General features: G+C 35.0%; 20 protein-coding genes and 2 pseudogenes. 11 read left to right on the forward strand and 11 right to left on the reverse strand.

Features of this window, described 5'->3' with window-relative positions:
• Positions 1-27: 27 nt before the first annotated feature.
• The gene (locus tag ACFSO7_RS16960) at positions 28-1680 is read right to left on the reverse strand and encodes an AMP-binding protein (RefSeq protein WP_377878525.1); all 1653 of its coding nucleotides are present in this window, start codon (positions 1678-1680) and stop codon (positions 28-30) included.
• A 202-nt stretch (positions 1681-1882) separates the two neighbouring features.
• Here ACFSO7_RS16960 and sda point away from each other — a divergent pair, with 202 nt between their 5' ends.
• Positions 1883-2020: a sporulation histidine kinase inhibitor Sda gene (gene sda / locus ACFSO7_RS16965; protein WP_377878526.1), complete on the forward strand. Its 138-nt coding sequence runs from the start codon at positions 1883-1885 to the stop codon at positions 2018-2020.
• A gap of 38 nt (positions 2021-2058) precedes the next feature.
• On the opposite strand, the gene mnmH is transcribed toward sda, so the two are convergent.
• On the reverse strand, positions 2059-3123 hold the full coding sequence (mnmH, locus tag ACFSO7_RS16970) for a tRNA 2-selenouridine(34) synthase MnmH (RefSeq protein ID WP_377878527.1): 1065 nt from the start codon (positions 3121-3123) through the stop codon (positions 2059-2061).
• A gap of 140 nt (positions 3124-3263) precedes the next feature.
• On the opposite strand from mnmH, the gene pxpB reads away from it, so the two are divergent.
• Genes pxpB through ACFSO7_RS16985 form a run of 3 tightly spaced genes read left to right on the forward strand, consistent with a single transcriptional unit; the run spans position 3264 to position 5673 of the window.
• Positions 3264-3962 carry a 5-oxoprolinase subunit PxpB gene (pxpB, locus tag ACFSO7_RS16975; RefSeq protein WP_377879457.1) on the forward strand — a complete coding sequence of 233 codons (699 nt, stop codon included), beginning with the start codon at positions 3264-3266 and terminating at the stop codon, positions 3960-3962.
• Positions 3953-4930: a 5-oxoprolinase subunit C family protein gene (locus tag ACFSO7_RS16980; RefSeq protein WP_377878529.1), complete on the forward strand. Its 978-nt coding sequence runs from the start codon at positions 3953-3955 to the stop codon at positions 4928-4930. Before pxpB ends, ACFSO7_RS16980 begins: the two co-directional genes overlap by 10 nt.
• Positions 4924-5673 (forward strand): 5-oxoprolinase subunit PxpA, encoded by a 750-nt coding sequence (locus ACFSO7_RS16985; protein ID WP_377878530.1) that lies wholly within the window; start codon positions 4924-4926, stop codon positions 5671-5673. The genes ACFSO7_RS16980 and ACFSO7_RS16985 overlap by 7 nt, the downstream gene beginning before the upstream one ends.
• Positions 5674-5722: 49 nt before the next feature.
• On the opposite strand, the gene ACFSO7_RS16990 is transcribed toward ACFSO7_RS16985, so the two are convergent.
• Positions 5723-6364 carry an MOSC domain-containing protein gene (locus tag ACFSO7_RS16990; RefSeq protein ID WP_377878531.1) on the reverse strand — a complete coding sequence of 214 codons (642 nt, stop codon included), beginning with the start codon at positions 6362-6364 and terminating at the stop codon, positions 5723-5725.
• A 141-nt stretch (positions 6365-6505) separates the two neighbouring features.
• Between ACFSO7_RS16990 and bcbE the strand changes: the two genes are divergently transcribed.
• Complete coding sequence (gene bcbE, locus ACFSO7_RS16995; RefSeq protein WP_377878532.1) at positions 6506-7765, forward strand: bacillibactin exporter BcbE; 1260 nt, start codon at positions 6506-6508, stop codon at positions 7763-7765.
• Positions 7766-7790: 25 nt separating this feature from the next.
• On the opposite strand, the gene ACFSO7_RS17000 is transcribed toward bcbE, so the two are convergent.
• Complete coding sequence (locus ACFSO7_RS17000; RefSeq protein WP_377878533.1) at positions 7791-8591, reverse strand: DUF2935 domain-containing protein; 801 nt, start codon at positions 8589-8591, stop codon at positions 7791-7793.
• Between the two features lie 161 nt (positions 8592-8752).
• Here ACFSO7_RS17000 and ACFSO7_RS17005 point away from each other — a divergent pair.
• Positions 8753-9761, forward strand: a pseudogene (locus ACFSO7_RS17005) (IS1595 family transposase).
• Positions 9762-9817: 56 nt separating this feature from the next.
• Here the strand turns inward: ACFSO7_RS17005 and ACFSO7_RS17010 are convergent.
• A complete protein-coding gene (locus ACFSO7_RS17010; RefSeq protein WP_377878534.1) occupies positions 9818-10201 on the reverse strand; it encodes a hypothetical protein in 384 nt (127 codons plus the stop codon).
• A gap of 218 nt (positions 10202-10419) precedes the next feature.
• The gene (locus ACFSO7_RS17015; protein ID WP_377878535.1) at positions 10420-10728 is read right to left on the reverse strand and encodes a hypothetical protein; all 309 of its coding nucleotides are present in this window, start codon (positions 10726-10728) and stop codon (positions 10420-10422) included.
• Between the two features lie 149 nt (positions 10729-10877).
• Here ACFSO7_RS17015 and ACFSO7_RS17020 point away from each other — a divergent pair, with 149 nt between their 5' ends.
• Positions 10878-11474 carry a VanZ family protein gene (locus tag ACFSO7_RS17020; RefSeq protein WP_377878536.1) on the forward strand — a complete coding sequence of 199 codons (597 nt, stop codon included), beginning with the start codon at positions 10878-10880 and terminating at the stop codon, positions 11472-11474.
• A 29-nt stretch (positions 11475-11503) separates the two neighbouring features.
• On the opposite strand, the gene ACFSO7_RS17025 is transcribed toward ACFSO7_RS17020, so the two are convergent.
• Positions 11504-11854 (reverse strand): ArsR/SmtB family transcription factor, encoded by a 351-nt coding sequence (locus ACFSO7_RS17025; protein ID WP_377878537.1) that lies wholly within the window; start codon positions 11852-11854, stop codon positions 11504-11506.
• A gap of 19 nt (positions 11855-11873) precedes the next feature.
• Positions 11874-13637: a SulP family inorganic anion transporter gene (locus ACFSO7_RS17030; protein ID WP_377878538.1), complete on the reverse strand. Its 1764-nt coding sequence runs from the start codon at positions 13635-13637 to the stop codon at positions 11874-11876.
• A gap of 186 nt (positions 13638-13823) precedes the next feature.
• Here ACFSO7_RS17030 and ACFSO7_RS17035 point away from each other — a divergent pair, with 186 nt between their 5' ends.
• Both ACFSO7_RS17035 and ACFSO7_RS17040 read left to right on the forward strand, forming a co-directional pair.
• The gene (locus ACFSO7_RS17035; RefSeq protein ID WP_377878539.1) at positions 13824-14108 is read left to right on the forward strand and encodes a DUF6509 family protein; all 285 of its coding nucleotides are present in this window, start codon (positions 13824-13826) and stop codon (positions 14106-14108) included.
• 125 nt (positions 14109-14233) lie between these two features.
• Positions 14234-14632, forward strand: a complete 399-nt coding sequence (locus tag ACFSO7_RS17040) for a DUF2500 domain-containing protein (protein ID WP_377878540.1) — start codon at positions 14234-14236, stop codon at positions 14630-14632.
• A gap of 96 nt (positions 14633-14728) precedes the next feature.
• Here ACFSO7_RS17040 and ACFSO7_RS17045 read toward each other — a convergent pair whose 3' ends face one another.
• From ACFSO7_RS17045 to ku, 3 genes are all read right to left on the reverse strand, one after another.
• Positions 14729-15616 (reverse strand): NAD-dependent epimerase/dehydratase family protein, encoded by an 888-nt coding sequence (locus ACFSO7_RS17045; protein WP_377878541.1) that lies wholly within the window; start codon positions 15614-15616, stop codon positions 14729-14731.
• Between the two features lie 111 nt (positions 15617-15727).
• Entirely contained in the window at positions 15728-16675 is a 948-nt protein-coding gene (locus tag ACFSO7_RS17050; RefSeq protein ID WP_377878542.1) for a nucleoside hydrolase, read from the reverse strand.
• Positions 16676-16818: 143 nt separating this feature from the next.
• Positions 16819-17658, reverse strand: a complete 840-nt coding sequence (ku, locus tag ACFSO7_RS17055; protein ID WP_377878543.1) for a non-homologous end joining protein Ku — start codon at positions 17656-17658, stop codon at positions 16819-16821.
• 130 nt (positions 17659-17788) lie between these two features.
• Here ku and ACFSO7_RS17060 point away from each other — a divergent pair, with 130 nt between their 5' ends.
• Positions 17789-19621: a DNA ligase D gene (locus tag ACFSO7_RS17060; protein WP_377878544.1), complete on the forward strand. Its 1833-nt coding sequence runs from the start codon at positions 17789-17791 to the stop codon at positions 19619-19621.
• Between the two features lie 285 nt (positions 19622-19906).
• A pseudogene (locus ACFSO7_RS17065) lies at positions 19907-21254 on the forward strand (IS1182 family transposase).
• The last annotated feature ends 136 nt before the right edge of the window (positions 21255-21390 follow it).

Consider the following 21390-nt stretch of genomic DNA (forward strand, 5'->3'; position numbering starts at 1 on the left):
CTACCTTTGGTGTTAAAATTTTCCTACTTAAGACTGAGGTTTCATTGAATGAAGTAATTCCAAAGCATCTTCCCGTAAACGGAACTTTTGTATTTTACCTGATGCTGTCATTGGAAACTGACTTGTAAAATGAAAATATCGTGGAATTTTATGTTTAGATATCTTTCCTTGACAGTATTCTCTTATTTCTTCACTTGTGGCATGTTGTCCCTCTTTTAAAATTATCCATGCCATCACTTCTTCACCATAAACTTCATCAGGAACGCCAACAACTTGAACATCTAATACTTTTGGATGCTGATATAGGAATTCTTCGATTTCTCTTGGGTATATATTTTCACCTCCACGAATGATCATATCCTTTAGACGGCCTGTGATTTTACAATATCCGTTTTCATCCATAACGGCTAAATCACCCGTATGTAACCAGCCGTCTTCATCAATTGCTTCCAATGTAGCTTCTGGATTCTTGTAATACCCTTTCATGACATGATAACCCCGTGTACATAATTCACCTTGAACCCCTCTAGCTACTTCATGAGTAGTACCTGGCTGAACAATTTTCACTTCGACATTTGGTAGAGCGCGTCCGACCGTTTCAACTCTTATCTCAATTGGATCATCTGTCCGTGTTTGAGTAATGACGGGGGATGCTTCCGTTTGTCCATAGGCGATTGTTATTTCTCTTGCACCCATTTTTTCAATCACCGCCTTCATTACTTCAATCGGACAATTTGATCCAGCCATAATGCCAGTACGTAAAGAGGATAGATCATAGGAGTCGAATTCTGGATCATTTAATTCAGCGATGAACATGGTTGGTACCCCGTGTAATCCTGTACATCTTTCATCTTGAACGACTTGTAATACTTTCTTTGAATTGAATTCTTGAACTGGAACCATTGTTGCACCAACTGAAACACATGCCATAGTTCCTAGAACACAGCCAAAACAATGAAAAAATGGCACAGGAATACAAAGTCGATCTTCAACTGTTAATTTCATACAATTGGCAATATTAAAGCCATTGTTAATAATATTAGAATGGGTCAACATAACCCCTTTCGGGAAACCTGTAGTCCCTGAAGTATATTGCATATTAATACAATCGTGTGGATCGAGTAAAGCCATTCTTTGATCCAATTTTTCATCAAGGTATTTCTCACCCACTCTGACGATATCATCCCAATTGAACGTACCTGGATAAGAATGATTGCCTAAAACTATGACATTTTTTAAAAATGGCAGTTTTGAACTTTTCAGTTTGCCAGGTGTTGAATTTTTTAATTCTGGCACAATCTGATACAGCATGTCTATGTATGAAGTATCTTTAAATTGGTCCATTAAAATAATCGTATTTGAATCTGATTGCTTTAATAAATATTCTAATTCTGACTTTCGATAATTTGTATTAACCGTTACTAAAACTCCACCCATTTTACCAGTAGCAAATTGGCAGGCTAGCCATTCTGGTGTGTTAGATGCCCAGATAGCAATATTTTCACCTTTCTCAATTCCAAGATTCATTAGGCCTTTGGCTATTTTTCGGCAGTAATGATCAAATTCAAGATATGTCATTCGTAAATTTCGATCGGCATAAACAACAGCTTCATGATTCGGATGAAGCTTCGCCTTTTCTTCGAGTAATTTTCCAATGGTCGTATGAAGTAAATTTGGCAATTGTGTTTCCTCCCAACGATTTGATTCATTATTTTATATTTATTAATCGTAACACGTATATGTCAGAATATTCAATATTCGATAATTATAATTGTCCTTGAAAAATCTTTTAGGTATATACAAATTAGGGGTTCTCAAACATGGATAAAAGGATTACAATAGAAAAAACTGAATATTCAATCCTATCCGAGGAGGTTTGCAAGTGAAAATTTTAAGTAACGAGCAATTGGTGTTTTCGTATCGAGATGCATTAAAGTCGGGTAAGGAAAAAGAATGGATAATAGTTTTAAAAGATGAGATTCGAAGAAGAGGATTAAAGCCGATTAAAAAGCGAAAGTAAATGTAATAAACCGCTGTTTTCAACAGCGGTTTTTCTATTTAAAATATTTTTATCGAATTTTCAATATGTAATAAATATTTTTCAATTTCTTCTACTGCTTTGTCGATAGATTCAAATTTCAAGTTAATAAATTCACCTTTATAATCCGATCGTTTATAATCGTATCTCGGATCATAATAATCCTCTAATAATTTCTGAATAAGAGTGAACCAATCTTCAGCAAATAAGCATTGTTGAATATCCTTTTGACTATTTACATGGAGTCTTTTGGTGATTTTTTCAATACCCTTCTGAACTTGTTCTTTAAACCACGGAAATTTATAAAATGGTTCAACATATTCATTCATAATATGATTGACCCTATTAGGAATCGATGTTTCTAAAAGTAAATGAAAACCACTTTCTTTCTTATTCAAAAGTACTTGAGGCTGGACCACTCGACCAATCCGCTTACTTTCAGCTTCCATTAGAAAAAAAGGAGCCTTTTTAAACTTAGATATTTCTAAAAATAGCAAGGCATCAAAATTCTTTTGGTTATTCCCTTTCCCTAATCCGATCGAACCAAATATGGATCCACGATGTCCTGCGATGGCTTCTAAATCTAATACGGGATAACCTTTGGCTTTTAATTGATGGAGAATTTCTGTTTTACCTACCCCTGTTTTCCCATGAATGACAATAGCTTTCTCTGGAAAATACTCTTGTACCTTATCTAAAATATATTGACGGTAATTTTTATATCCTCCTGCTAATTTGATAGAAGGGATACCTGAAAATTCCAAAAAAGTACAAACCGCCTTACTTCTCATTCCCCCACGCCAACAGTGAATGACAGGAACTTGATCATTTTCACCTAACTTCTTTATAGACTCCATCAAGTATGGAATTTTAGGAGAAACGATTTGCATAGCTCTCCACTTAGCTGCTTCCTCCCCATTGTGTTTATAAATTGTTCCTATTTCTGCTCTTTCTTCGTTAGAAAACAATGGTAAATTAATTGCCCCAGGAATCGAACCTTCATGAAATTCTATAGGTGAACGAACATCCACGGCAATTGCACGATCTTCTTTTAAAAATTGTTCTACAGTCATTTCAATAAACATTTTTTCGCCTCACCAATTCCATAATGAACTATCATTATTTTAATCAAAGATTACATGAAAATAAATGTAAGTATTTTCGATGTTTTTTTGTTATCTTTAAAGTAGGATTATTTTCAGGTGGTGACATTAAATTGCAATACATGGTTTTTCCATTAAGTGAAGATTCAATCATCATACAGTTTGGGACAAAAAATCAAAATTTAAAAGCACAAATTCACGATGTTCAGAAAGCGATGAATAAGATTCAGTCTAAACCATTTCTAGGGTTTCGTGAACTTGTACCAGCCTATAATACATTAACTATTTATTATGACCCATATGTAATGAATGACTATTCTCCCTACGAAATAGTCAAAAAACAAATTGAACAAATTTTACATACACATGATCAAATTTCATACGTCAAAAAACGATATTTTGAACTTCCAGTGTGCTATGAAGCTAAATTCGCACCAGATTTAGAAGAGTTAGCCATCAGTAAAGGACTCACTTCTGAAGAAATGATACAAATGCATACAACGATGATTTATGATGTTGTTTTTATTGGATTTTCACCTGGTTTTCCTTTTTTAACTGGCCTTGATGAGAAACTCCATTTTCCTAGAAAAACAAGTCCACGGTTACAAGTGGAACAAGGGTCCGTTGGGATTGCTGGAAATCAGACAGGAATATATCCAATTACATCCCCTGGAGGTTGGCAGATTATTGGACGGACGCCTGTCAGATTATTTAATGTTCAGCATCATCCCCCTACCCTTATAAAAGCAGGTGATCAAATCAAATTTTACCCAATTTCACAAAAGGAATTTACGCAATGGGAGGATACGCTGTGGGAGTAATCATTGAAAAGCCAGGACTATTGACTACTGTTCAAGACCTAGGAAGAAGTGGCTATCAACGAGATGGTATTATGGTTTCTGGGGCAATGGATACCCTTTCCATGAGACTCGCGAATATTCTTGTTGGCAATGATGATGGAGAAGCTGTTTTAGAGGTGACTTTGATTGGTCCTACCCTTGTTTTCACCATCGATACTTTTATCGCCATTACCGGAGCTCATATATCCCCAATGATTAACCAAATACCGATCCAAATGCATCGACCGATTTTTGTTAAAAGTGGTGATAAATTAACATTCGGCACGATTCAATCTGGCTGCCGAAGTTATGTCGCTTTTAAAGGTGGAATTCATGTTCCTAAGCTGCTTGGTAGTAGAAGTACTCATCTTACCGCAAAGTTTGGTGGGTTAAATGGCGGTCCTTTAACGAGGAATGCCATTCTTACCATAAAGTCTTTTGATTACCGAAATGTACCGATACATAAATGGCGATTGTCTTCCTACTATCAACAAATAGTATTTAATCAGGATCCCATTCGCTTTATTAAAGGTCGCCAATACCATTTATTTAAAGAAGAAAGCAAAAGAAATTTTACGACATCAACCTATATTTTATCAAAGGATGCTAATCGTATTGGATATCGTTTTAATGGACCTGAGCTACTTTTAACTAATCAACAAGAAATGTTAACAGAAGGTGTCACTTTTGGTTCAGTTCAAGTACCAGCAAACGGTAAACCAATCATCTTAATGGCAGACAGACAACCGACTGGGGGATATCCTAAAATCGCTCAAATTATAGCTTGTGATCTCCCCCGACTGGCTCAGCTTAAGCCTGGTGATTCTGTTTCATTTTCAGAAATTTCCATGAAGCAAGCTCAAGCGCTTGCATACGAGCGTGAGAAAGAGCTGAAAGCATTACGAAAAATCATTTTGAATATATGGAAGGAGTGCATAAATAAGTGTTAAAGGTTGATTTGAATTGTGATTTAGGTGAAAGTTTTGGTGTTTTCCAAGTAGGTCATGATAGTGAAATGATGAAATATATTTCCTCTGCAAATATTGCATGTGGTTTTCATTCTGGAGATCCCTATATCATGCAAAAAACAGTGGATTTAGCTTTTCAAAACGGTGTCAAGATTGGTGCTCATCCCGGATTCCCCGATTTAATGGGCTTTGGTAGAAGGAATATGAATCTTACTCCTGATGAAGTGTTTGCCATTGTTCTTTATCAGATTGGTGCCCTACATTCTTTTGTCATTGCCAAAGGTGCCAAACTCAACCATGTAAAGCCTCATGGTGCACTTTATAATATGTGTGCAGTCAATCCGCTTCTTGCTGATGCTGTTGCAAAAGCCGTCCATCATTTTGATTCTACGCTTATACTTTATGGACTAGCTAACAGCGAATTAGTTTCTGCCGGTAAGAAATATGGATTAACCGTTTTACAAGAAGTTTTTGCGGATCGCACATATCAACCAGATGGAACATTAACACCACGGACAGAAAGCAATGCATTAATTAAAGACGAAAAGCAAGCGATCCTTCAAACCATACAAATGGTGAAAGAGAAGCATGTTACGTCTGTTACAGGAGAAATTGTCCCTATTCAGGCTGACACAATCTGCTTACACGGCGATGGAGAACACGCCGTTGCTTTTGCAAAAAAAATTCAGACTACTTTCTTAAAGGAAGACATCGAAATTGGCTAAAATAAGCGTGCAAAATAAATTGCACGCTTATTTTGAAAAAGAGTTCTTTTTAACTGTTTTGTTTCAAAAATAATGCTGTAAGCTTATTTCTCCAAACTTCAGCTAGTTCATCAACTTTAAGTATTTTTTCAATGGCCATTTTATTTGCACGATCATGAAAATATGTTTGATTGGCAAAGAGGACAGATACTTGATGTTCATTTCGATCGACAAGCTTAAATAAATCATCATTTTTGATTGTTCCCTCTTTTAATACACGGAAAAAATAACCTGTAAATCCAGTTGCTACAACTCGATTTAATAATCCGTCAATTTGGTTGAACTTTGAAATCGTTGAACACGGTATTCTGCCTTGAGAAACTTGAATGACTGCATCCCCTATTTCATATGTATCACCAATAAAAACTTCATCTTCTTTCATTCCTAAGATAGAAATATTTTCACCAAAACCAGGTGAATTTATTTTATGTCCAAATTCTCTTTCCCATTGCGAATAATGTTCCAACGGGTATAAACAAACAGCTCGATCTGGACCACCATGAAAATCAGTGTTGGCAACCGTATCACCTACAAATCCATTATAAGTTAGTAACGCTTCACGAACTACTTCTTTTCCAATCGCTGAGTCCTCCATTCTATTTTTCCATTCATACGTTTTAATTCCACCAATTGAAAGCTTATTTATAGTCATAAATACATTCCCCCACAAAATCATTCATTTTTCATTATAACATGCTGGAAAAATTACCAGCTAGTCTGAAAGGTTTTTTACACGTTTATTGCAGATAATACGAACAGTGTTACATAATTGCAGGAGGCGGTTAAAAACGATATGGAACACATTGAAAAATTAAATATAACGGGAAGAGATAAGTCTTCTTCAAGCGGGGAAATTGGAAAACAGAAATGGGCTATTGTTTCTATTTCATCCATTCCACTTATCATGACTTTAGGAAACTCGATGCTTATTCCCGTTCTGACAACGATGGAAAAGAAACTCAATATCTCTCCTTTTCAAGCTAGCATGATTATTACGGTTTATTCCATCGTCGCTATTTTACTAATCCCTGTTGCTGGCTATATATCTGACCATCTTGGGAGGAAGAAGGTCATTATCCCAAGTTTAATCTTTGCAGCAATTGGTGGACTGATTTCTGGATTCGCCTCATGGAAATTAAATGATGGATATTGGCTTATATTAGTTGGTAGAGCTTTACAAGGAGTAGGTGCAGCAGGTGCATCTCCGATTGTTTTACCACTCATTGGTGATATGTTTAAAGATGACGAAGACGTAAGTAGTACATTGGGACTTATTGAAACATCTAATACGCTTGGTAAAGTGTTAAGCCCAATATTAGGAGCCTTCTTGGCTGGTTTTTTTTGGTTTCTCCCATTTTTTGCTTTTCCTATCTTTTGTACAATATCAATTATTTTAATGATATTTTTAGTAAATTCACCAAAAAATGATCAAAAGAAGATCCCTTTTAAAGAATTTTTTTCAAATGTGAAAAACACTTTTACCGAAAAAGGACGTTGGCTATATGCCATCTTTTTTGTAGGCGCTGTTTTAATGTTCGTCCTATTTGGGATTCTTTTTTATTTATCGGATACGTTTGAAAAAGTATATAATATAAAGGATGTCAAAAAAGGATTATTTTTAGCGATTCCCTTAGGGGCGCTCTGTTTATCATCTTATATAACAGGAAAAATCATCAAAAAGAATAAATTATTAATGAAATGGATCGTATTAGTTGGAATCGTTCTGTTAGCTGGTTCAAGTGCTTTATTAATCTTTTCCAAGGATCTTTGGTATCTAATTTCAATGTTTGTTATTAGTGGAATTGGTATCGGTGCTGGTTTACCATGTTTAGATGCTTTAATTACCGCTGGTATTGAAAAAGAGGAACGCGGGACGATTACTTCTATCTACAGTTCAATGCGATTTATTGGTGTCGCTGCGGGACCACCAATCATTGCTATTTTAATGAAGCATAACGAAAAAGCCTTATTTTTTGTTTTGTGTGGTATAAGTATTTTGGGGGCAATCATTACTCTATTTGCAATAAAGCCAAGCGCACAAAAATCGCATTGATCTTCAATGCGATTTTTTCCATTTATTAGCTTTCTTTTAATCTTGGCTTTGTTGGGTCACAGTCAGGCTGAGGTAATTCTGTCGCTTCAGATAATTTTGTTAAATAATAACATTCTTCTCTTGCCATATGATCAGCCATAAGCGGTGCAAATGTTCCTAACATCTCTTTCGTCAAACCCATTTCCTCGATTTCATGAAGAAATCCTTTAAATAGTTTCATCTCTAAATAAACATCAGAATTAAATTTCTTCAATGCAGGGAACGAAGCTAAATTTGTTCGTAAATATCCTGTTAATTCTACCGCTTTTAAGTAAAAATCCTCAAAGGTTTTTGTAAACTCATGTGTTGTTTTCTTTAATACCTTCTCAACATTATCTAAATTATCATTGATGGCACCTGCATGACCAGCAGCATCAACAAGCCAGATTAAGTGATGGTGGAGTTCATGAATCATAGGTGGAACTTTCCCTGCTTTTAAATAGTTTAATATTCTTTGATACTCTTCAAGTTCATTGATCATATGATTAATGAATGTCGGTGGTAGATGTATTTTTATTTTACCAATAAGTGATCGTTCCAGTAGGTTTAATTTGAACTCTTTAAGTAGAAGTACTTCTCTTTCAGCCAATTGACTTAGTTCAATCGGATTTATATTTTTTACATTTTGCAAAAGTTCATCAAACACATTGATAAAATAGGTTGCCTTTTCAATTGAATCTTCTTCATTTGCTGCTAATGAATCATGAATAAATCTTGCATGATCTCCTAAGATTTGAAGCCAAAATCCATTTTCGAATAGAGCTGTACCCTCATACTGATTTGCCAAAACTACTCCCCCTTATCCCTGATAATGAAAGAACCAATTATATGTATTCGCGATAGGTGCAGTTTATGAATAAAAAAGAAAGGCTCTTTTCGTCTAGATTGTTGCTTTTTTGACCATATTCCTAAAGGGTACTAAAATACTGATTTGGGAGGGGTTAAAGAATGCTAGAAGATGTTTATGCTTACTTTACGGATTTTACCTAAGCAAGACCAAATTAAGCTATTTAATCGTCTAAAGGAAGAGTTCTTCTCTAACGAAGTAAATGAGATGGAAGATACATATATCACCATCAGGGAAACTCGTTTCAGTGAAGGTCTTGGTTGTGTTCATTGCGGAAGTGTGAAGGTTAAACGCAATGGTAAATATCGTGGAAGACAGCGTTACTTCTGCCGCGATTGTTGCAAGTCATTTAATGACTTAACCAATACCCCAATTTCAGGTTCACGTTATCTTGGAAAATGGTCTAAATACTTCCGTATGATGATTGAGGGTTACACCCTGCCCAAAATTGCTGAGGAGCTTGAAATCCACATATCTACTTGTTTCTATTGGAGACATAAGATTTTGTTCGCACTACGTTCGTTAGGATTTCAAGGGTTAAAGGGAATTGTTGAAAGTGACGAGACTTTTTTCAAGGAGTCTTTTAAAGGGAGAAAAGTTGAAAGTAGAGAACCTAAAAAACGTGGTGGGAAAGACCCAAAAAGAGGCATAAGTGGTCTTAAGATTGCGGTTGTGGTAGCACAAGACCGCAATGGTCAAGTAGTTGTTCAGAAGGCTGGTCGTGGGCGTGTTAGAGCAGATGAAATAGATGCTGTGATTGTGGAATATATAGACCCCTCTGCTTTGTTATGCACAGTTACAGCTACGAACTATAAAAAGTTTGCTCTGGTTAAGGGACTAAAACACGAAACAATTAACGTTAGCAAAGAGGGATATGTCAAAATGGGAATATATCATGTTCAGCATGTTAATAACTTTCATAAACGACTTGGTGAGTGGATGGATAGGTTTAATGGAGTAGCCACTAAGTACCTCGACAACTATCTCTATTGGTTCAAATTCTTACAACAGAATAAGAAGTTACCAACAAACGAAAGAGTGAAGGGTATGCTTTTAGGTGCCTGCCAAAAAGTGAATTACATCACAGTTAGTTATTTGCGAGAGGTATAAACAAAAAGCCTTATCAATGATATGACTTTTTGTAGTCCGTATTCGCCAATCAATTCTTAGTATTTGAATAATTCCGTCATATCATCTGGAACAACAATTACATCTTCTATTTCAATTTCGTTGTTTTCATTAGGGTTTGGAATGCTTAACTTTACCAAAAGCATTTCTCCATTATCAAAAGTTACTAATTGGTACCTTGTGTAACCAGCACGAGTAGTTGTAATTTTTTTAAGTTCCTTAAAATCACTTTCGGAAATACTGCCTTTCCTTCCGTCAACAAACAATGAGTCAAAACTAGCATAATCATCATTTTCTATTGCTGATTTCATTAACCGAGCGGTATTTTCGGGATTATCAGGTTTCACAGTTTCATTACTACAACCAGTAATTACCCCCATCAATATTAAAGAAAGTAAGAAAAGTTTAATATAGACCCTCATATATTCCCCTCCTATATGTCTATTGACTTTACTTGAACAAACTTAATAAATATTATACTACTAAATGTAATAATTTTCCTTTATTATTGTTCAACTTAACAAAAGCCACAAACTTTACGAAAAGAGCCAAAAGAAAAGACACTACCAGGTAATTAGTGCCTTGAAATAAACTTAATAAATAGGAAATCTCTCGAAATTGTTGGAATATAATGGAACTCTTAATATGGATAGCCGCTATAAGGATAATATGGTGTCGAATATGGATAAGGTGCTGGGTAAGGATAAGTTGTAGGGTATGGATAAGGATATCCACCATATCCAACTCCAGGTGATGCTAATGCTCCTAAAGTTAACCCACCTAATAATCCTCCTACAAATGGAGCACCAAAACCGCCGTATCCATGTCCATGATGTCCATATCCTCCACCGTGATGTCCCCCATAGTGTCCTCCTCCATGAGATCCTCCATGTCCGCCTCCGTGATGCCCCCCATGATAACCACTAGAAAAATTTCTACTATTGTACATATTTAGCATCTCCCTTTCTATAAACCCTTCCCTTATGTACAATATGCGGGATAGAAGTCCAAAGAATGGGCGGAAAAAGTTATTTGAGTCAATACCACAAAGATTTTCATAAGAAATCATTGTTATAATGAACTTGAGGTGCTTTTAAAATGAAAAAAAACATATTTCTATCCTCCCTAATATCATTGGGAGCATTTCTACTTTTATCTCCTATATTAATAAAATTAGTCAATTACCTTCATCCAATTGTTTTAATCGTTGTATTATTTTGTATATTTATTTGTGTGCTTTTTATATTGCTTTTTATAAAGAAAAAATCAATTCATCTTTCTTATTCATTATTAGTGAAACTTTTAAGTGTATATTCCATTGCATTAATGATCTTACTTTTTTTTCGTCCAAACGGATCCAATTATCATTCAGTGAACCTAATCCCATTCTCCACGATAGAGTTATTCCTTTTTGGAGAAATTAATTGGTTAGTCTCATTTTATAATCTGGCTGCAAATATAGGGCTATTCATTCCCTATGGAACATTTCTAATGATTAGACAAAGACAATTCGGTGCCTCACCATTTGAGATTATTTTTCTACCGTTGATCTCCATTACAATGATTGAATTGATGCAATTTACTACCCATCGTGGAAGCTTGGATGTAGATGACCTCATTTTGAATATGCTGGGAATTTACATAGGAAACTTGATTTATCCTGTATTCAAAAGATTTGTGTACATTAAAATTTAAGATAATTTATCAATAATAATAAACTAGTGTTATTTCTCTTCGATGTCGTTAATAAAATCATCACTAAATTTATTTAGCATTGAAGCCGTATCGATAAGATGATTATTAAATATTTGTCTAGCAATATGAAGCAAATCTACAATCATACGATCTCTAAGTGAATATGTGACACGATTTGCTTCTTTTGTTCCATACACGATATTTTTATTCCTTAGAATACTTAATTGTTGGGATACAGCTGACCCCTCTGATCCAATCAAAGTTTGTAGCTCATTGACATTTTTATCTCCCTCAGCCAACAATTCAAGTATCCTTATTCTCAGTGGATGTGCAAGGGCTTTAAAGAAATCTGCTTTAAATTGTTGAAGTTCTAAATTCATCGTTCTCTCCAATCTTTATTTAGGATCTAACCTTTATAAAATTTACATAATCCTTTAATTCTATTTTTTTATCACTAGACAGATGGCCACATTCTTGAAAAGCAAAATGCCTACAGCCTAAACATTTGTTTTGTTCAATATTTAAGATAGCTATTTGAATGGCATCCCCTGTATGTTCAAAGATAAAATGGTTGCCTATTTCATTTAATAAACCTGTTTTTTTCAGAACTTCTTTTGGTTGCTTTTGAATTCCAGAAATCATAATCATTCCACCATTTTTTCTAAAATGATGGACGATCTTTCGTAAATTTGCCTCAGCTGTCGTATCCATATAAGGAACCTTACCCATACGTAAAATTAATACTTTTGGCTGGTGATGAATGGCACTTGAGATAGAACTTTCAAAATATTGAGCTGCACCGAAGAAAAGTGCCCCTTCAATCGTATAAATACTAATTTGCGGACAATCATGGCCGTCTTTTACAACATTCGATCTTACCTTCATATTTTTTTCTGATGGGTCTGGTAATACTTTTTCAACAGTTAGAATTTCACTCATTCTCTTTACAAAAAGGGAAGCTGCTAAAATTAGCCCCACCTCAACTGCAATCGTCAAGTTCGTAAAGACGGTTAAAAGAAACGTAATTGAAAGAATAAAAGAATCACTAGTTTTTGTCTTAAGAACATGAATAAATTCCTTTCTTTCACTCATATTCCAAGAGACAATCATGAGTATCGGCGCCATGCTAGCTAATGGAATCTTTGAAGCATATGGGGCAAATAGCAATAATATGATTAATACGATTAACCCATGAATGACCCCTGATATTGGTGATACTGCCCCACTTTTAATATTGGTTGCGGTTCTCGCTATTGCACCCGTAGCAGGAATCCCGCCAAAAAGAGGTGTAACCATATTCGCAATTCCTTGTCCAATTAACTCTTTATTACTATTATGCTTATTACCAGTCATCCCGTCAGCTACAACGGCTGAGAGCAAGGATTCAATTCCACCAAGAATGGCAATAACAAAGGCAGGACGTAGCAATTGCTGGATTTTCTCTATAGTAATTTCAGGTAAATGGAAGCTAGGAAGTTCACTCCGAATATTACCATAAGTTGAACCGATCGTGGCAACCTTCTCTGGAAACAAGTAAGTCGCTATTATACTAGTAATGATGAGACCGATTAACGGACCGGGTACTTTAGGAAAATATTTAGGAGTAAGAATGATTAATACGAAACAAATAATTGAAATCATTAAACTGTATAAATTTATAGAATCCAAATGAAAAATTATTTCTTTCATATTTGATATAAAATCTTCGTGTTTTTTGATCCCAACTAAGCCTAAGAAATTAGCAATTTGTCCGGTGAAAATTATTATCGCAATTCCCGCAGTAAATCCAAGCGTTACTGGACGTGGAATAAATTTGATTAATGAACCCAGTTTAAAAAGACCCATTAATAATAAAATCACTCCTGCCATAAGCCCAGCCACTAATAAATTTTCATACCCATATGTCATTACAATTCCAAGTAAAATCGGGACAAATGCACCTGTTGGACCCCCAATTTGAAATTTCGAGCCACCAAGAAGTGAGATCAAAATACCTGCAATAATTGTTGTATATATACCATACTCTGGCTTAACCCCTGAAGCAATTGCAAATGCCATACCAAGCGGAATGGCAATAATACCAACAATTAAACCAGAAAATAGGTCCTTTTTGAAATGTTGGAAAGAATAATTGCTTAAACGCTTTAAATTGACTCCCTTCATTTTCTAATCCTTCTTTCGAATAGTTGTATATTTGAATTTTTGAATATACAAATTATAGAACGTAATGATTCTTTCGTCTATCGTTTATTTTATAATTAAAGTTCATTTGAAATAATCAATCAGATTATGTATGATGGAGTGTAGACAAAAATCATTTTAAGAACTTGTCATTGAAAGGAAATGATTATGAATTTAACTTTACATTCCGTTGAAAAATTAAATGATCCTTTTGGAATATTAACAGGTGATCGGTATGAGATTTTCTTTAATCTTGAAATACCAGAAGATGATGAACTTTTCCATGAAAATGGATTATTAATAAAAGTTTTGTATATTGTTGATGAAACAGGATCTCGAGTTTCCCATTATCACATTTACGAAAAAGAGACGAATAAGTTTATTGATATTGGTCTTGAAGATGATGAGGAAGCATTAGTGAAAGAAATGTGCGATAAACAATTAGAGGCATAACATATGGGACAACTTTTGTCCTTTGTTATGCCTTTTATTTTTTTAAAACCGATTTCCCTCTATTTGAAACCTTTCTAAATATTCTTCGTATGTATTATAGACCTTTATAAAGGGGGGCAGATTAAGTGGGTTTTGATCCAATGTTTAGTTTCTTTCAAACGATTTTTCCATTCTTTTTTATTTTTGTCTTTGGCATGATTCTTTTTCAATTATTTAGAGGAGTTAAGCAATGGAATTATAATAATCATCAACCTGTATTAACGGTAAATTCAAAAGTGGTTTCTAAAAGAACACATGTAAGTAGGCATTCCCATAACAATAATAATCATATTCACCATCATTCGAGTACTAGTTATTATTTAACCTTTGAATTTGAAAGTGGGGATCGTTTAGAGTTTATGGTCAAAGATCACGACTATGGTCAAATCGTAGAAGGCGATTATGGACATTTAACATTTCAAGGAACACGTTACTTATCATTTGAAAGACAGAAACATATGAGTAACACACTAAAGAACCTTTAAAGTAATCATAGCTATTTAACCTTCTTAATTTATTCTTTTTTACCAATTAAGTTTGGAAATTAAAAAGGCTCATCATAATGGATGAGCCTTTTTATTCTATCGATTCTCTATATAGTAAGCTATTAATTCATCGATCGTTTCATTTAAATTCGAAAAACGGGATCCCATTCCCACTGCTTTATCTGTATTAATTTCAAGTGAACCTGGCATTGCATACGGGGATGCATTTTCTTTCGTTAATTCCTCTTCAACTAGTGCCTTTTTATTGGTAACAGTTTCGATTTTATTTAGAATTTCCGCTAAAGAAATACTTCCTTTTGAACCTGGATTAATTGGTCCTGTATAAGAAGAGGCTCCGATTTCATACAAAAACTGTGCTGCCTCATTTGCCAAAATAAAACTAAATCTCTCGTGCACATTCGGAATTCCAATTGATTCACCATTTAGCACTTTATCTACATGAAATTTTAATCTCTCGGTGTAGTCATCCTTACTAATGACGATTGGAAACCTCACTGCCACGACATCTAAATCTTTTTGTGCAAAAAGTACTGCTTCTGCTGCACGTTTAGCTTCTTGATATCCGTAAAAACCAGGGTACTGACTTCTAGACTTATATTCAAAATTGAATTCATATGGATTGAAATCTTCCTCGATTCGATTCAGCCCAAAATCATATACAGCCATTGTAGAGGTGAAAATATAACGTTTTACCTTCCCATTTAATGCTTGAACGGTATCCAACGCCTCTTGTGGTGAATAACAGGATTGATCATATACAACGTCCCAGCTTTGATCTTGGAAGGATTGCTCTAAGGAAGCTTTATTCTCACGATCAATCATTAACCGCTTTACCTTATGACCAAATTCATCTGATTCCTTTCCTCTTGTTGCAATGGTAACCTCTGCCCCTTTTTCTAACAAGAGTTGGACCAGCTTCTTACCAAAAAACTTCGTTCCACCTAAAACAAGTACTTGCTTCATATTATTAAACTCCCCTTTTTCTTTCTTCTCTCTAAAATTCGCCAAATTCAAACAATATTCCTGTAAAATGAAAAAAATTTACCGAATAATCTCGGTAAATTTTTTTAACCCTTATTTCCCCAAAATAATTTGCATAAAATCTTCTTTAAATTTATCTAAATCAATTGTCATTCCAATCCAGTCTTTTTGACCTTCTGTTACAACATCTGGTTTCGGCCGGAAATCAGCAATCGTTTTTCCTCTAGATTTGCCAAATAATTCTACACGTACCCGTTTCGGTACATATTGAACAGCACCTGGATTGGTTAACGCAAATAATGGAACGACATCATGGAGGGGTGCCCCTTTAATTCCAGGGACAAGATTCTGATAAGCTTTATAATAATAATCGTAAGCGGGTTTGAGTAATTCTTTAAAGGGGGATTTTGTATGTTGAGCTAGGAAATCAATATCCTCTGGCATTAATAAAGCTTTATTTGTTATATTTAGTGGATGTAAAAATATGTTATGAGCCTTTTCAAAGACCAAATCTGCCGCTATTGGATCTGCATAAATATTCGCTTCTGCTTCAGCCGTAACATTCCCAGGAACTAAAAATGCTCCTCCCATGATATAAAAGGCTAATACATCCTTTAAAGCATCTTTTCCATAAATGATAAAAGGTAAGGCTAAATCTGTTTGTCTCCCTACTGCAACAATAATTAAATGATTCTTATATTTATTGACGATTTCAATGATTTTATTAATGTCAAATACATCTAATCCTTCGAAATTAGGTGGTGGTTGAATGGGACCTAACCCTTTTTCCCCATGAATTTCTGGGTAATACGTAGATGTTTCTCCTGAAAGAGGGCCTGCCACTCCAGCTATGATAGGAATATCCTCTCTACCTGCTAGCTTTAACAAATAAGCAGTATTACCAATGGATTGCTCTTTTGTAATATTTCCGTAACCACTTACCACACCTACAACATTTAATTTAGGATTTAATAAAGCATACATGAGGGCAAAAGAATCATCTATACCTGAATCTACAAACATGAGGATATTATACTTCATTTCTCAAACTCCCTCCATTTCTTGCAACTCCTTAACAAAAGAATACCATATGAATGATTTTCACAATATGAATATCATTCAACGATTTTTGCGCTTTTACACATGTTAAAAACCGACTCCTATTCGGAAATCGGTTTTTATCATTATGCCTGTTTTCGTACCTTTTGGGTAGCAGATTTCTTTTTCGCTTTAGCCGCAGGAGCTTTTGGTTTTGTTCGATCAATTGATGCCTGCAGTGCAGCCATTAGGTCTGTCACATTAGAAACTGCTGACGTTTTTTCTGTTGGAGTAACTGTATCCTTCTCCGTTCGTTTTGATTCGATTAATTCTAATAAGGCAGTACGGTATTCATCTGTATACTTTGTTGGCTCAAATACTGAAGTTAATTGATCAATGAGTAAGATTGCAGTGTCTAGTTCTTTTTTTGTCACCTTGTCTTCATTCGGTACATTGGGAACATCCCCTGCAGACCTTACTTCATCTGGATAATGTATCGTTTCCATTACAAGTGTGTTTTCATATACCCTAATGACAGCCATTTGCTCTTTCGAACGAATATTTATTTTTGCCAAACCTACCTTTTGAGACTCTTCCAATGCCTTTCGTAATAAGGAGTAAGCTTTTCCTCCTCCTTCGCTTGGTGACATGTAATAGCTTTTATGAAAATAAATAGGGTCAATTTCGGCAATTTTTACAAAATCAATAATTTCTACTGCCTTCTCTTCATTCTCCTTACGAATTTTTTCTAAATCTTCTTCATCTAGAACGACAAATTTACCCTTTGTATATTCATATGCCTTTACAATATCTTCTGGTTTGACTTCAATTTCACATGAAGAACAAACCTTTTCGTATTTAATTGGTGAATGACATTCTTTGTGCAATGTCCGCAATTTAACATCTTTATCCTCTGTTGCAGCATGAAGTTTAACAGGAATATTAACTAATCCAAAACTAATACTACCTTTCCACATCGTATGCATATTGATCCCATCCTTTTGTTATTAATATTCACAATATAACGTTCATCATTCTTATAAATAATTGGAAGATGAGTAATTCAGATGTCGAAAAGGCAAAATACAAGTATTCTCTTTAGAAAGGGAAGAGCTAATGAAACCAATGCTGCCAAATTTACAATTCGCCCCTCCAGAAGGTAAAGATTGGGTATATGAGACCAAATACGATGGGTTCCGCTGTATTTGCACAATTAGTCAAAAAGACATTTTACTAAATAGTAGAAATGAAAAAACATTACTACCACAATTTCCAGAAATCAAACAGTATATTTCTTCCATTCAAAATAAAATGGACCCCTATTTACCTTTAGTTTTAGATGGAGAAATCGTTCTATTTGATAATGTATATAAGGCTGATTTTGGCGGACTTCAAATTAGGGGTAGATTACGTTCAGTAAATAAAATCAATGAAGAAGTGGCAAAAAGACCTGCAGCCCTTTTAGTTTTTGACTTGTTATCGCTAAAAGGGAAAGAGCTCTTCAGTAAGACATACAAAGAACGTAAAAAATTATTACATAAATTATTTACCGAACTAGAATTGCCCTTAAATCCTAACATGGAATGTAATCAAAATTTACAAATGATCCCCTGCCATAATGATTTAGAAAAATTGTGGGATCAAATAACCCTTTATGATGGTGAAGGAATCATTGCCAAACGTGAGGATAGTATTTGGGAAGAGGGAAAACGGAGTTCTTTATGGATCAAGCATAAGAATTGGAAAATGGTATCTTGCTTTGTCACAGCTTATGATAAAGAGAATGGCTATTTTCATGTAGCTGTTTATCATGAGACTTCTATTTTCCCGATAGGATTAGTTTTGTTTGGTTTTAAACCTGAGGAAAAGCAAGCATTAGCCCAAACTGTTAAACAAAATAAACATGATGAAGATGCCAAGTTTATTTATGCACCACCTGGAATTTGTTTAGAAATAAAATATTTAGAATGGTATGAGAATCAATTACGTGAACCACATTTCCACCAATTTCGCTTTGATTTGACACCAGATCAATGCACATATGAACAATTTTATTTTCAACAAAAAAACTTGCCGAAAGCATTAACCATTACACATCCCGAAAAACCACTTTGGGAAAAACCTAAGATTAATAAGATGGAATATCTCTTTTATTTAAGGGAAATATCCTCTTATATGCTGCCTTTTTTGAAAGATCATCTTCTAACGGTTATTCGATATCCGCATGGATTATTTGGGGAGCCATTTTATCAAAAAAATTGTCCCGATTATGCTCCACCCTTTATCGAAACATATTTGCATGAGGAAATTAATTATATTCTATGTAATGATTTAAAAACGCTCATTTGGTTAGGAAATCAGTTGGCAATTGAATTCCATATTCCTTTTCAAACCATTCGAAGTAAAGAACCTTGTGAAATTGTCTTTGATTTAGATCCTCCCTCAAAAAATGAATTTCCTTTAGCAATTAAAGCCGCTAAGTATATTAAAGAAATCATTGATGAGCTAAAATTAATCGGATTTATAAAAACATCTGGTAGTAAAGGATTGCAGATTCATATCCCATTACCCGAAAATACGTTTAGCTATGATGACACACGATTATTTACAACTTTTATCGCGGAGTATCTTGTTACAAAGGAACCAGAATTATTTACAATTGAACGAATGAAAAAAAATCGCGGCAATCGACTGTATATCGACTATATTCAGCATGCGGAAGGAAAAACAATTATTGCTCCTTATTCAGCTAGAGGAAGAGAACAAGCAACAGTAGCAACCCCATTATTTTGGGAGGAAGTCGATGAACAACTACAAATCGAACAATTTACAATCCAAAACGTAGTAAGAAGAGTCAAAAATCAAGGTTGTCCATTTAGAGAGTATTTTAAGCTGAAAAAACAACAGCCCTTTAAACCTGTTTTACAATTTTTAAAACAAAATATATAGATACAAATCAAGACTAAAAAGGTCAACTATTGTTGACCTTTCAGACTGTAGACAAACTCGAAGAATTTCGAGATTGCCTACAGTCTTATTACTATTAAAATTAGTTTATACTAAATAACCGTTGATTTCCGCTACGGGCGAACGCTTTCCGCGGGGTGTGAGCTTTTAGCCTCCTCAGTCGCTTTGCTCCTTGCGGGGTCTCAAGACTCACACTATTTCCCGCAGGAGTCGTCGCCCTCCTCTCCATCAACTAAGTAATCAGAAATAATTAAGAGGTGTCCTACCATGATGACGAAAAATCAATCCACAGAACGTGAACAATTAGAAATGTTGACTATCGATCATTTAGTTTCTAAAGATCACCTAGTACGTAACTTGAGTCTGTCATTTATTTTTCATTCATTTATCCCTTGGTTGAAAATCTTTACTCAGAGATCGGTCGTCCAAGTATCGATCCAGTCGTTTTGTTTAAGATGGTATTCATACAATACATATTTGGCATCCGTTCCATGCGGTAGACCATTAAAGAAATTGATACAACATGGCATATCGCTGGTTTTTAGGATATGGCTTCTTCAAAGAAGTCCCTCACTTCTCTACTTTCGGTAAAAATTATGAACGTCGCTATCATGAAAACGATGTATTTGAAAACATCTTCTATCATATTCTAAAAGTGATTATGGATAGAGGATTGTTGTCTGCTGATCATGTATTCGTGGACTCCACACATGTAAAAGCTAGTGCTAATAAACGTAAGTATGTTAAGAAAGTAGTTCGTAAGGAAGCTCGTGCTTATGAAGAGAAACTCCAGTTGGAACTTAATCTTGATCGTGAGGAACACGGTAAAAAGCCATTTCCTCCAGAGAAATTTGAAAAAGACGAATGGAAAGAAATGAAGGAAAGTACGACAGATCCTGAGAGTGGGTACTATGTAAAAGATGAACGAACCAAACAGTTTGCTTATTCGTTTCATACGGCCACCGATGAAAAGGGATTCGTATTAGGTACGATCGTTACTCCAGGAAGTGTACATGATAGTCAAGTGTTACAGCCACTTGTTGAAAAAGTGATAGAAAAAGTACAGAAGCCACAAGCTGTGGCAGCTGATGCAGCCTATAAAACACCGGCAATCACGAACTTTCTGTTAGAGAATGAAATGCTCCCTGCTCTTCCTTATACACGTCCAAAAACAAAAGATGGATTCTTCAAAAAGAATGATTATGTTTACGATGAGTATTATGATTGTTATCTCTGCCCGCAAGGGCAGGAATTAAAATACACGACAACAACGAAGGAAGGTTATCGGCAATATAAATCGAAACCAACGATTTGTGCCAACTGTCCGTTTATTTCACAGTGTACGGAAAGTAAAAATAATCAAAAGCTCATACAACGTCATATTTGGGAGTTTTATGTGGAAGTGGCAGAACATTTACGCCACACGGACGAGATAAAACAAATATATGCTAAACGCAAAGAAACAATTGAACGCGTCTTTGCAGATGCAAAGGAAAAGCATTGTATGCGATGGACAACCCTACGAGGGCTAAAAAAATTGTCTATGCAGGCGATGCTTACTTTCGCTGCCATGAATTTAAAGAAATTAGCGACTTGGACATGGCAAGTTGCTTGATATGGACTCAAAAGTCATATTTATCAGGTTTTCGAGTCAAATATTAGCAGCATACTAAGTTAATTGGAGCGAAAGGCGCTTGACTCCTGGGGGATTAGCGTTTCAGGCGAGACCCCGCAGGAAGCGATAGTGACGA

The sequence above is a fragment of the Bacillus sp. CGMCC 1.16607 genome (assembly GCF_042683745.1).
Taxonomy (GTDB): Bacteria; Bacillota; Bacilli; order Bacillales; family Cytobacillaceae; genus Pseudoneobacillus.